Genomic DNA, 12,707 nt, shown 5'->3' with positions numbered 1-12,707 from the left:
GTGCGGCCGCCTTCGCGGATAGCGAAGCGCAGCTTCTCTTCCATGGCGATCGGCACGATCAGCTCGACGTCAACGGTGATGTTGTCGCCAGGCATCACCATCTCGGTGCCGGCCGGCAGCGAAACGATGCCCGTCACGTCCGTCGTGCGGAAGTAGAACTGCGGACGGTAGTTCGTGAAGAACGGCGTATGACGGCCACCCTCTTCCTTCGTCAGGATGTAGGCTTCCGCCTTGAACTTCTTGTGCGGCTTCACAGAACCCGGCTTGGCCAGAACCTGGCCGCGCTCAACGCCCTCACGGTCAACGCCGCGCAGCAGCGCGCCGATGTTGTCGCCGGCCTGGCCCTGGTCCAGCAGCTTGCGGAACATCTCAACGCCCGTGCAGGTCGTCTTGGCCGTCGGACGGATGCCGACGATCTCCAGTTCCTCGCCGACCTTGACGATGCCGCGCTCGACGCGACCCGTCACAACCGTGCCGCGGCCCGAGATCGAGAACACGTCTTCGATCGGCATCAGGAACGGCTTGTCGATCGGACGCTCCGGCGTCGGGATGTAGGCGTCAACCTCTTCCATCAGCTTGCGAACCGCGTTCTCGCCGATCTCCTTGTTGGAGTCTTCGAGAGCAGCAAGCGCCGAGCCCTTGACGATCGGAATGTCGTCGCCCGGGAACTCGTACTTCGACAGAAGCTCGCGAACTTCCAGCTCCACCAACTCCAGAAGCTCGGCGTCGTCGACCTGGTCGACCTTGTTCAGGAACACAACGATCGCAGGAACGCCAACCTGGCGCGCCAGAAGGATGTGCTCGCGCGTCTGCGGCATCGGGCCGTCGGCAGCCGAAACAACCAGGATCGCGCCGTCCATCTGGGCAGCACCGGTGATCATGTTCTTCACATAGTCGGCGTGGCCGGGGCAGTCGACGTGCGCATAGTGACGGGTCGGCGTCTCATACTCGACGTGCGCCGTCGAAATCGTGATGCCGCGCGCCTTCTCTTCCGGAGCAGCGTCAATCTGATCGTAGGCCTTGAACTCGCCGAAATACTTCGTGATCGCCGCCGTCAGCGACGTCTTGCCGTGGTCAACGTGACCAATCGTGCCAATGTTCACATGAGGCTTCGTACGCTCGAATTTACCTTTTGCCATGTGAGGTCTCCATTTCCTGCCTGCCCGTGAGGGCGTTGATCCTAGTTACGGGCGCAATTCCTCGGAATTACGCGTATTTCTTCTGAACTTCCTGAGCGACCGCGGTCGGAACCGGCTCATAGTGGTCGAACTGCATCGTGTACTGGGCGCGGCCCTGCGACATCGAACGCAGCGAGTCGACGTACTTGAACATGTTGGCCAGCGGCACCATCGCGTTGACGACGACGGCCACGCCACGGGTTTCCTGACCCTGGATCTGGCCACGGCGGCTGTTCAGATCGCCGATGACGTTGCCGACATAATCCTCCGGCGTAACGACCTCGACCTTCATGATCGGCTCAAGCAGCTGGACGCCGAGCTTCGGAGCAGCTTCCCTGAAGGCAGCGCGCGAAGCGATTTCGAAGGCCAGGACCGAGGAGTCGACATCGTGGAAGGCGCCATCGATGAGCGTCGCCTTGACGCCGATCATCGGGAAGCCTGCGAACGGGCCGGACGACATGACCGAACCGATGCCCTTCTCGACACCCGGGATGTATTCCTTCGGAACCGAACCGCCGACGATCTTGGACTCGAACACGTAGTCCTCGCCTTCCGGATTCGGCTCGAACACCAGCTTGACGCGGGCGAACTGGCCGGTACCGCCGGTCTGCTTCTTGTGGGTGTAGTCCTGCTCGTGGGTACGGGTGATCGTCTCACGATAGGCCACCTGCGGGGCGCCGACATTCGCCTCGACCTTGAACTCGCGACGCATGCGGTCAACGATGATGTCGAGGTGAAGCTCGCCCATGCCGGCGATGATGGTCTGACCCGATTCCTCGTCGGTCTTGACGCGGAAGGACGGATCTTCAGCCGCCAGACGATGCAGCGCGAGGCCCATCTTTTCCTGGTCGCCCTTGGTCTTCGGCTCGATGGCGATCTGGATGACCGGATCCGGGAATTCCATGCGCTCCAGGATGACCGGGTGCAGCGGATCGCACAGCGTGTCGCCGGTGGTCGTTTCCTTGAGACCGGCCAGAGCGACGATGTCGCCAGCATAGGCCTCATCGATATCGGCGCGCGAATTCGCATGCATCTGCAGCATGCGGCCGATGCGCTCCTTCTTGCCCTTCACGGTGTTGTCGAGCGACGCACCCTTGGTGAGCTTGCCCGAATAGATGCGTGCGAAGGTGAGCGAACCGACGAACGGATCGTTCATGATTTTGAAGGCGAGCATGGACAGCGGCTCGTTGTCGTCCGCGTGACGCTCGATCTCGGCATCGGTCTTGGCATCGACGCCCTTGATGGCCGGAACGTCGATCGGCGACGGCAGGTATTCGACAACGGCGTCGAGCAACGGCTGCACACCCTTGTTCTTGAAGGCCGAGCCACAGAACATCGGGTAGAACTTGACCGCAATGGTGCCCTTGCGGATCAGCTTGCGGATGGTGTCATTGTCGGGAAGATTGCCTTCAAGATAGTTGTTCATCGCGTCGTCGTCCATCTCGACGGCGGCTTCGATGAGCTTCTCGCGATATTCTTCGGCCTTTTCCTTCAGGTCGGCCGGGATCTCAACGACATCCCAGGCGGCACCGAGCGATTCATCGCGCCAGACCAGCGCATTCATCTCGACCAGATCGACGACGCCCTTGAATTCACTCTCGGCGCCGATCGGCAGCTGCATGACGACGGCCTGCGCACCGAGGCGCGAACCAATCATCTCGACCGAGCGGTAGAAGTCGGCGCCGATCTTGTCCATCTTGTTACAGAAGATCATGCGCGGAACGCGATACTTGTCGGCCTGGCGCCAGACAGTCTCGGTCTGCGGCTCGACACCGGCATTGGCGTCGAGCAGCGCGATGGCGCCGTCGAGCACGCGCAGCGAACGCTCGACTTCGATGGTGAAGTCGACGTGGCCAGGAGTATCAATGATGTTGAAGCGGCGCATCTTGCCGTCACGGCCCTGCCAGAAGGTCGTGGTCGCAGCGGACGTGATGGTGATACCGCGCTCCTGCTCCTGCTCCATCCAATCCATGGTTGCAGCGCCGTCGTGGACTTCGCCGATCTTGTGCGACTTGCCCGTGTAATACAGGACGCGCTCGGTCGTCGTCGTCTTGCCGGCGTCGATGTGCGCCATGATACCGAAATTGCGGTAGTCTTCGATTTTATATTCGCGGGCCATGGGAGGTGCCTCTCAAGTCTCGTTCGCGCTTACCAGCGGTAGTGCGCGAAAGCGCGGTTGGCTTCCGCCATCTTGTGGGTGTCTTCACGCTTCTTCACGGCGGTGCCGCGGTTGTTGGCCGCGTCCATCAATTCGCCAGAGAGGCGGTCAACCATCGTGGTCTCGTTGCGGTTGCGCGCAGCGGTGATCAGCCAGCGAATGGCGAGAGCCTGGCGGCGCTCTGGACGAACATCGACCGGAACCTGATAGGTGGCACCACCGACGCGACGCGAGCGCACTTCGACGTGCGGAGCGACATTGTCGAGCGCCTGATGGAAGACGGCGACCGGCTCCTGCTTGGTCTTGGACTGCACCTGGTCGAGCGCGCCGTAGACGATCGTCTCGGCAATCGACTTCTTGCCATCATACATGACGGCATTCATGAACTTGGTGATCACAAGATCGCCGAACTTCGGATCCGGATTGATCTCACGCTTATCTGCACTGTGGCGACGGGACATGGCTCTTGTCTCTCAATCTCGCAGGCTTGGCGCACAAATAAAAAAGCGCCGAAGCCGGAAAACCTTACTTCGGACGCTTCGCGCCGTACTTCGAACGACGCTGCTTGCGGTTCTTGACGCCCTGGGTGTCGAGCACGCCGCGAATGACGTGATAGCGCACACCCGGAAGGTCTTTCACGCGACCGCCACGGATCATGACGACCGAGTGCTCTTGAAGGTTATGGCCTTCACCCGGGATGTAGCCGATCACCTCGAAACCATTGGTCAGACGGATCTTGGCCACCTTGCGCAGAGCCGAGTTCGGCTTCTTCGGCGTGGTGGTGTAAACGCGCGTGCAGACGCCCCGCTTCTGCGGATTCTGCTGCATGGCCGGGACCTTGTTTCGCGTTGCCGGCACCTGGCGCGGCTTGCGGATCAGCTGGTTTACGGTAGGCATTAAACCTTCCTTCTAGTTCTCAATCTCGTGTCGCAAACCCGTTAGGGCCGTTTCAAGCGGCTTTCCATACGCAAATTCGGGCCGAAACCGCGCGTTTGCGGTCTTGCCCGAACAAAAAGCAGAGGAAGCGTTGCCGCTTCATGCGTGACGGAAATGTCATTCGCTCGTAAAACGAACCCTGTTTGAGGCAAACTCCAAGGCGCGACGCCTCGGAAAAGCTGACCTCACATCGGTTCAGACGTCGCGGCTTCTACTCGCAACATCGCAAACCGTCAACCCCGCAACCCCAGAAATTCCGCTAGCGCCGAGGCTAGGCTGCCATGCGTGCAATGCATGTAATATTGTTGCGTCTTTTTGCGCATGCAGGGAAGAAAGTGACCGGATTGCAGCTGTCACCCGGCCCAGCTTCGTGCAAAAAGGAGCGAAACGTCCCCTGGGGCAGTTATATACGAAGGAATCAGTCTTTTGCAGGACCCCCTGAACGACAATGACGAACCGCGTCCGGTCATGATCATCACCGGCCGAATCTGGAAGAAGAAAGGCGGCAAGCCGGAAGGCGTCCACGTCATGCTGATGGCACCCGATGATGATTCCGCCGTGCGCCGTGCCCTGGAATCACTCGCGGCCGAAGGTTATGCCGAGGCTGAGCTCGACCAGATCGGCGAGATGCAGGAAGAACCCGACGAGGAGCCGCATCTTTCGGCCTACCAGGGCGCACTCGAGGGCGAAGTCTCGATCGTCACTTTCGACGAGCCGATCTAGCCGTCAACAGAGCAACCGGATCGCTACCGCCCGCTCGCGGCGGGATCAAAGTACCATCATTATTCGGGAGAAAGCGCCCTTCATGCCGCAACCCATTCGCATCGCCGTCGTCGGCGTCGGCAAGATCGCCCGTGACCAGCATCTACCGGCACTTGCCAGAGACGAGGACTTCCAGCTTGTCGCGGCGGCCAGTCGGCACGGAACGGTGGACGGCATCCCGAACTTCCGCGACATTGAAACACTCCTGGAATCCGCACCCGAGATGGAGGCGGTATCGCTGTGCATGCCACCGCAGTTTCGTCACGACGCGGCGCGTGCGGCGATCCTTGCCGGCAAGCATGTCTTCATGGAAAAACCGCCGGGCGCGACAGTGAGCGAAGTCGAGCAGTTGAAGACGCTTGCGGCTGAAAAAGGCGTGACGCTGTTTGCTTCCTGGCATTCGCGCTATGCGCCGGCCGTGGAGGCAGCGCGAGTTCTCCTCGCTTCGGCGCAGATCAAGGCGGCCGCCATCAACTGGAAGGAGGACGTCCGTCGCTGGCATCCGAACCAGGACTGGATCTGGCAACCCGGCGGCTTCGGCGTGTTCGACCCCGGCATCAACGCCTTATCGATCGCCACCCATATCCTGCCGCCGATGTTCATCACACAGGCGACGCTCGACTTTCCGGAAAACCGTGGTGCGCCGATCGCGGCACAGGTAACCTTTCGCACCGATAACGGCATCCCGGTTGCCGTCGATTTCGACTGGCGTCAGACCGGACCGCAGAGCTGGGACATCCTGGCCGAGACCGACAAGGGTTCGATGGTTCTATCCGGCGGCGGCGCCAAGCTTGTTGTCGATGGCAAAATCCTGCAGGAGGGTCCGGACACGGAATATCCGATGCTCTACCGCCGCTTCGCCGAACTGGTGCACGGTCAGAAATCCGATGTCGATCTTGCGCCCCTGCAGCATGTGGCGGACGCCTTCATGCTTGGCAGGCGCAACGTGGTCGAGGCTTTCTTCGACTGACAGACGGAAGGCACGCAGCACAAACAAAAAACCGGCAGGCGTTTCCGCCTGCCGGTTTTTTCATCTGGTCATGCTGATCCCCTAATTGACCGGGCCGGGCATACCGCCCTCACCCACCGTCGGCGCTTCCGGCTTCACGCCGGTGGCGCGGTTGATGAAAACGGTGACCACCCACAGCACCACGCCGATCGCCAGAAGCACGCCGGCGATCTTGTACTGATCGGGATTGCGGCCAGTCCATGGGCCCGTCAGAAAACCGCAGGCAATCGCGCCAATCACCGGCAGGATGGTCGGCGCAGTGAAATGGTCGTGGTCGACCTTGTCCTTGCGCAACACCAGCACAGCGATGTTGACGACGGTGAACACGCAAAGCAGCAGCAGAGCCGTGGTTCCGCCGAGCTGCGGCACCGAACCGACGAATGTGATGAGGCCAAAGGCCAGCAACGTCGTGAAAATGATCGCGATGTAAGGCGTCTTGCGGCTCGCATGAACCTTGCCGAGCACCGGCGGCAACACATGCTCACGGCTCATGCCGTAAACCAGACGGCTCGCCATCAGCATGTTGATGAGCGCAGAATTCGCGACGGCAAACATGGTGATGAAGGCGAATATCCAAATCGGAAAACCTGGCGCGCCAGTCGACACCACTTTGAGCAGCGGCGCTTCGCCCTCGCCGAGTTCGGCCGGATCGACGAGCGTGACCGACGAAACCGAGACCAGCACATAGATCACACCAGTGATGAGCAGGCCGGCGAGCAGGATCTTCGGGAAGATCTTGGTCGGCTCCTTGGTTTCCTCGGCCATGTTCACCGAATCCTCGAAACCAACCATGGCGAAGAAGGCTAGCGTGGTGGCGGCAATCACCGGCCAGAATGAGCTGACACCCTCCGGAGTGTGGAACTCGGTGACTCGCGAAACGTCGCCCTGCCCCATGCCGATCGCCCAGAGACCAATGGCGATGACAATGAGCAGGCCGGTCAGTTCAACGCAGGTCAGAACCACGTTGAGTTTCACGCTCTCGCCGACACCGCGGAAATTCACCGCCGCGACGATTGCCATGAAAGCAAGGCCAAGCAGAATGACTCCGATGCCGCTTTCCAACCCAAGGCCAAAGGCGGAAGAGAAGTTGACCGCGAAAGCACGCGAAGCAGTCGAGGCCGAGGTGATACCCGAACACATCACCGCGAAGGCGACGATGAATGTGACGAAATGGATGCCGAAGGCCTTGTGGGTGTAGAGCGCCGCACCTGCTGCGCGGGGGTATTTCGTGACCAGCTCCAGATAGCTGAAAGCGGTGATGACGGCGACGACAAAGGCGACCAGGAATGGCAGCCACACCACGCCACCGACCTGTTTGGCGACCTGCCCGGTCAAGGCGTAGATGCCGGTGCCCAGAATATCGCCGACAATGAACAGCAGCAGCAGCCATGGGCCCATGACGCGATGGAGACTGGGCTCCACCGCGTCTTTGTGGCCTGGATTCAAGGTTGCATCGGTCATCGGTCCCTCCTCGTTGCCGTGGCGCGACCATCGGTCGAACGGGACACGGCATCCACGTTTCGCGCATGAGCCGGCCGGCGCTCCGGTCACGGATCAAACTTTGGACCCACCCTTCATCCCCTGGTCGAGTATGGAGCAGCGACAAGGGATGTCAAACTGACGCACCTGACCTGCATTGGCTGCCCGAACGACGGCCGTGTTGGCACGAGTTTGGCAATATCCAGCCGACCTCACCGACCGGCGTGGCGCGCCTCATGATCGAGCAGCCAGCGCTTGCGTTCTAACCCACCGCCATAATTGGTAAGCGCACCGTTGGCGCCGACCAGGCGGTGACACGGCACGACGATCGAAAGCGGATTGGAGCCGTTGGCATGGCCGACCGCGCGCGCCGCGTTCGGCCGGCCGAGCCTTTCAGCGAAAGCGCCATAGGCAAGCGTTTCGCCGGGTGCGATTTCGCGCAAGGTCGTCCACATCTCGTTCTGGAACGATGTACCGTCCAGCCTGACCGGCAAGGTGCGCAGAAAACCAACGTCACCGTCGAAGTATGTCGCGAAAGCTTGCCGCGACTTGGTAGAGACAGTCCCTGCCCTCAGCTGATAGCGGCCCGACGCCAAACGATGGCTCAGCCAGCGATCCATGCGGTCGTCGCAGTCGGCAAACTCGACCATGAACAGTGCGTCGGCCTCGTCCTCGATCACGACGAGTGGTCCGATCGGCGTGGCAACCGTTCCGGAGATCAAACCGATCTGCTCCGTGCCCTTCCGCGTCATAAAAACCCTCTGCATTTTCAACCGCCGATGCCGACCGCCATCGTCGCGGAGCTTAGCCGTTCCACACTTCGTTTCCTGTCAGGAGTAAGGGGAACGTCACAGAAAAAGAGCACAGATTTTCACAGGGCGTCGTGAAAGATGATGCCCACCGTATGGCGGTGTCCTGAGCGGATCCTGCTCACGCCGTGACGCAGGTTGACGCGATAGTTACCCTTCGTGCCTTGCACCGGCCGGTTGTGAACTGCGAAAGCGACGGCATCGCCCTGGCGCAACGGCACGACTTCCGCACGGCTTTGCATGCGCGGACGCTGTTCGGTCAGCACGAACTCACCACCGATGAAGTCGCGGCCAGGTTCGGAAAGCAGCACGGCAACCTGGATCGGAAAAGCGAGATCACCATAGAGGTCCTGGTGCAGGCAGTTGAAATCGCCTGCCTTGTATTGCAGCAGCAGCGGTGTCGGCCGCTTCTGACCGGCGTCGTGACAGAGATCGAGATAATCTTGATGGGTCGCCGGATAGCGTTGATCGATACCCATACGCCCGTTCCAGGCGTTGGCGACAGTAGCCAGATGAGGATAGAGCGCGGTGCGCAGCCCGCTGATCAGGTCCGGCAGCGGATATTTGAAATAGCGGTACTCGCCTTTGCCAAAACCATGGCGTGCCATGACAATGTGACTGCGGAAGTGCTCTTCATGAGGATAGAGATCGGCGGTGGCCTTGCATTCCTCAGGTGAGGCCAGCTTCTCCAGCACAGCGCAGCCATAAGTATCCAGATCGGCAGCGAGGGCCTTCCAATCATAGCTGGCCACCCGCTCATCGGCGGCTTGACCGGCCTGTTGTCGGATGCGGACATTGGCATTCATAGCGGCCTCCTTGCGTTGGCGCTCCCGCCTTCAGGCGGCTGGAGCGATACGATCTCGCCAAAGGTTAGGCCTCGCGCAAACCTGCCGCATTCCGTTTCTTGCGAAGCCGATCCAGATGGCTGCGTCACCAAATGATCATGGAATGATCACATTGCAGAGGTTGCGGTATCGCTGACTGGACCTTTAAGGTCACCCTGCGTCAGACTGGCCCGTTGTGGGGACATCTGATCGCCAGGCAGCGGCGGAGGAGCGGTTCCCCGCAACGACAACCGAAGTCGGGCGGGCGGAACGAGGTATCGTTGCCGGACCCAGTATCGATCGTCATCTCCAACTACAACTATTCGCGCTTTCTCGATCGCAGCATCGGCAGCGTGCTGCAGCAGGACTATCCGCATGTCGAGGCAATCGTCGTGGACGATGCTTCGACCGATCATTCACCTGCGATCATCAAGTCTTATGGAGACAGGATCCGCCCGCATCTGAAAACAAGCAATGGCGGACACGCCGCGGCCTTCAACACCGGTTTCGCCATCAGCAACGGCAGCATCGTCTTCTTCCTCGATGCGGACGATTATCTTTACCCCGATGCCGTCTCCAAGGTCGTCGAAGCATGGCAGGCGTCGACTGCTCAGTTGCACTTCAGGCTGCATCTGGTCGATGAGCAGGAGCAGGTGAAGGACGTCTTTCCGCCACCTGAATGGCCTTTCGACACCGGCGACGTAACCCCGAAACTCCTCCATCGTGGCCGTTATCAGACAACCGTCACCAGTGGGCTTGCCTTTTCCCGCTCCGCGCTGGAGCCGATCATGCCGATACCGGAAGAAGAATTTCGCCAGGGGGCGGACGGCTACCTCGCCACACTCGCGCCGCTTCGCGGAGACGTGCAGGCGCTCGAAAGCCCGCTTGGAGCCTACCGCATTCACGGCTCCAACCACTCGGTATTCGGTGCGGATTCCGACGTTATCCGGCCGGGCATTCCAACTTGAAGCCGGCCACCATTCCGGAATGAAGCCGGCCAGCATTCCGATCAATATCCGGCCGCTTTGAGGGACTGAAGACGCACCACCTGGGTCAGCAACTTTGGCATGACGGACCTTTTCAACAAGGGACGGGCGATGCCGGCAAAGAGAAGGCTGACCATGAGACAATTACGACAGATGCTGCGGCTTGCCGGCGATGGCACGAGCAGCCGCGAGATCGCGCAGATGCTGGGCATCGCGCGCAGCACCGTGCAGGACAATCTGAAGCGCGCGACCGCGGCGGGGTTGCGTTGGCCGCTGTCTGGCGACCTAACCGACGATGCGCTGGAGAACCGGCTGTTTGCTCGCGCCGGGGTCAGGCAGGGCCAGCGCCGCCTGCCCGAGCCGAACTGGGCGGATCTTGCGCTGGAGCTGAAGAAGCCCGGCGTCACGCTGATGCTCCTGTGGGAGGAGTATCGCACCGTCCACCCCGGTGGCTACGGCTACAGTCGTTTCTGTGACCTGTTCCGCGGCTTCGAGAAGCGTTTGTCGCCGACCATGCGCCAGGAACATGTCGTCGGCGACAAGGTCTTCGTGGACTATTCCGGCAAGAAGCTCTCGATCGCCGATCCGCTGACCGGCGAGATCCGCGAGGCGGAGATCTTCGTCGGCGTCCTCGGGGCGTCGGGCTTCACCTATGCGGAAGCGACCTGGACGCAGGCGCTGCCGGATTGGATCGGCGCGCATGTGCGCATGTTCAACTTCTTCGGCGGTGTCCCGCGCCTGATCGTGCCCGACAACCTGAAGTCCGGCGTCAATCATGCCTCCTTCTATGACCCCGAGATCAACCGCAGCTACGGCATGATGGCCTCTCATTATGGTGTCGGCGTGCTGCCGGCTCGGCCGCGACGGCCGAAGGACAAGGCCAAGGTCGAGAACGGGGTTCGCTTTGCCCAGACCTGCATCCTCGGCCGGCTGCGGCGGCAGACCTTCTTCTCGCTGGCCGAGGCCAACGCGGCGATCGCCGGGGCGCTCGATCGCATCAACGACCATGTCATGCGCCGCCTCGGTGTCAGCCGCCGCCATCTGTTCGAGACCGTGGAACGACCCGTTCTGACCAGCCTGCCGGTGCAGGGCTACGAGTTTGCAGAATGGCGTCTGGCGCGCGTCGCCACTGACTACCATGTCGAGTTCAAGGACTTCTTCTATTCCGTGCCGCATGGCCTCATTCGTCAGCAGGTCGATATCCGCGCGACGAGCAGGACGATCGAGATCTTCCATCGCGGCAAGCGCGTCGCCGTTCACCAACGCCGCTATGGCGGTCGCCGCTACGGCACCAACCCCGATCACATGCCCAGCTCTCATCGCCGCTACGCCGAGTGGACGCCGATGCGCTTCCGCCGCTGGGCGGCGTCGATCGGGCCGCAGACGGAAGGCCTGATCATCGCCATTCTGGCAAGCCGCCCGCATCCCGAACAGGGTTTCCGGACATGCCTGGGCGTTCTGCGCCTCTATCGCGATCTCAGCCATGAACGCGCCGAGGCGGTCTCGGCGCGTGCCGTCGAGATCGGCGGGCTGACCTGCAAGAGCATCGCCGCCCTCATCACCAACCACAAGGCCGCCCGAGCCGGTGCCGGTGCCGGCGCCATCATCGATCACGCCAATCTGCGTGGTCCCGGCTACTTCCATTGAGGAGACAACAGATCATGCTGACCCATCCCACCCTCGACATGCTGCGCGACCTTGGCCTGCACGGTATGGCCAAAGGCTTCCAGGACCTCGACGCCCAAGCGGAAGCGCGCACCCTCGATCATGGCGAATGGCTCGCCATTCTGCTCGAGCAGGAAGCGACACTTCGCCGCCAGAAGCGCTTCGAAGCCCGTGCCCGCGCGGCAAGGTTGCGTCATGATGCGCAGGTCGAAGATGTCGACTTCCGTACCGAGCGAGGCCTCGACCGCGCGCTGTTCCTCAAGCTCGCTGGCTGCGACTGGATCCGCCAGCGGCATGGGCTCCTGATCATAGGACCGGCCGGCGTCGGCAAGAGCTGGCTTGCCTGTGCCCTCGGCCACAAGGCCTGCCGCGAGGACTTCTCCGTCGCCTATCATCGCGCGCCACGGCTCTTCGCCGCTCTTGCCCTAGCACGGGGCGACGGCCGTTATGCCCGGATGCTGAAGGCGCTGGCCCGGACCGATCTGCTCATCCTCGACGACTGGGGCCCCGAAAAGCTCAGCGACGATCAGCGCCGTGATCTCCTCGAGATCATCGAGGACCGATACGAGCGGCGCTCGACCATCGTCACCAGCCAGGTTCCCGTCGATCGCTGGTACGAGATCATCGGCAATCCCACCATCGCCGACGCCATTCTCGACCGCCTCGTGCACAATGCTTACCGCATCGAACTGGGTGGCGAGAGCATGCGAAAACAGCGAGCCGTCGCCATGCCGCAAACCGCTCAGGCTTGACCCGAAACGAAACTCGAACCAAACCTCAACAACGACCCAGGTGATGTCCAAAGGTGGCCGGCTTCAAATCGGAATCCCGGCCGGAATGAAATCGGAATGGGTGGCCGGTGATTGTTCGGAATCACTGGCCGGCTTCGTCGGAATTCGCA

11 protein-coding genes and 1 pseudogene are annotated in these 12,707 nt (G+C 61.3%); 5 read left to right on the top strand and 7 right to left on the bottom strand.

What is annotated here, in order from left to right; translation table 11 throughout:
• From tuf to rpsL, 4 genes are all read right to left on the bottom strand, one after another.
• Positions 1 to 1,139, bottom strand: a 1,139-nt coding sequence (gene tuf / locus AO692_RS14920; RefSeq protein ID WP_054310843.1) for an elongation factor Tu, incomplete at its 3' end; no start/stop codon positions are given.
• A 67-nt stretch (positions 1,140 to 1,206) separates the two neighbouring features.
• Positions 1,207 to 3,297 (bottom strand): elongation factor G, encoded by a 2,091-nt coding sequence (gene fusA, locus AO692_RS14915; protein WP_054310842.1) that lies wholly within the window; start codon positions 3,295 to 3,297, stop codon positions 1,207 to 1,209.
• A gap of 29 nt (positions 3,298 to 3,326) precedes the next feature.
• Positions 3,327 to 3,797 (bottom strand): 30S ribosomal protein S7, encoded by a 471-nt coding sequence (gene rpsG, locus AO692_RS14910; RefSeq protein WP_054310841.1) that lies wholly within the window; start codon positions 3,795 to 3,797, stop codon positions 3,327 to 3,329.
• A gap of 64 nt (positions 3,798 to 3,861) precedes the next feature.
• A complete protein-coding gene (gene rpsL / locus AO692_RS14905) occupies positions 3,862 to 4,233 on the bottom strand; it encodes a 30S ribosomal protein S12 (protein WP_024927095.1) in 372 nt (123 codons plus the stop codon).
• Positions 4,234 to 4,710: 477 nt separating this feature from the next.
• Here rpsL and AO692_RS14900 point away from each other — a divergent pair, with 477 nt between their 5' ends.
• Positions 4,711 to 4,995: a hypothetical protein gene (locus AO692_RS14900; RefSeq protein WP_054310844.1), complete on the top strand. Its 285-nt coding sequence runs from the start codon at positions 4,711 to 4,713 to the stop codon at positions 4,993 to 4,995.
• Positions 4,996 to 5,077: 82 nt separating this feature from the next.
• Positions 5,078 to 6,004, top strand: coding sequence for a Gfo/Idh/MocA family oxidoreductase (locus tag AO692_RS14895; protein ID WP_054310840.1), 927 nt, complete (start codon positions 5,078 to 5,080; stop codon positions 6,002 to 6,004).
• Positions 6,005 to 6,085: 81 nt separating this feature from the next.
• Here the strand turns inward: AO692_RS14895 and AO692_RS14890 are convergent, their stop codons facing one another.
• From AO692_RS14890 to AO692_RS14880, 3 genes are all read right to left on the bottom strand, one after another.
• Positions 6,086 to 7,504 (bottom strand): APC family permease, encoded by a 1,419-nt coding sequence (locus tag AO692_RS14890; RefSeq protein ID WP_054310839.1) that lies wholly within the window; start codon positions 7,502 to 7,504, stop codon positions 6,086 to 6,088.
• Positions 7,505 to 7,734: 230 nt separating this feature from the next.
• Positions 7,735 to 8,274, bottom strand: a complete 540-nt coding sequence (locus AO692_RS14885; RefSeq protein WP_054310838.1) for a methylated-DNA--[protein]-cysteine S-methyltransferase — start codon at positions 8,272 to 8,274, stop codon at positions 7,735 to 7,737.
• Between the two features lie 119 nt (positions 8,275 to 8,393).
• On the bottom strand, positions 8,394 to 9,137 hold the full coding sequence (locus tag AO692_RS14880; protein WP_054310837.1) for a 2OG-Fe(II) oxygenase: 744 nt from the start codon (positions 9,135 to 9,137) through the stop codon (positions 8,394 to 8,396).
• A 299-nt stretch (positions 9,138 to 9,436) separates the two neighbouring features.
• Between AO692_RS14880 and AO692_RS14875 the strand changes: the two are divergent.
• From AO692_RS14875 to istB, 3 genes and pseudogenes are all read left to right on the top strand, one after another.
• Positions 9,437 to 10,081, top strand: a pseudogene (locus AO692_RS14875) (glycosyltransferase); the annotation flags it as partial.
• 171 nt (positions 10,082 to 10,252) lie between these two features.
• Positions 10,253 to 11,788, top strand: a complete 1,536-nt coding sequence (istA, locus tag AO692_RS14870) for an IS21 family transposase (RefSeq protein ID WP_054310055.1) — start codon at positions 10,253 to 10,255, stop codon at positions 11,786 to 11,788.
• 14 nt (positions 11,789 to 11,802) lie between these two features.
• Complete coding sequence (gene istB / locus AO692_RS14865) at positions 11,803 to 12,558, top strand: IS21-like element helper ATPase IstB (RefSeq protein ID WP_054310052.1); 756 nt, start codon at positions 11,803 to 11,805, stop codon at positions 12,556 to 12,558.
• Positions 12,559 to 12,707: the final 149 nt, after the last annotated feature.

Source organism: Mesorhizobium sp. 1M-11 (assembly GCF_001303895.1).
Classification (GTDB): domain Bacteria; phylum Pseudomonadota; class Alphaproteobacteria; order Rhizobiales; family Rhizobiaceae; genus Mesorhizobium.
This window is presented reverse-complemented; position numbering and strand designations above follow the sequence as displayed.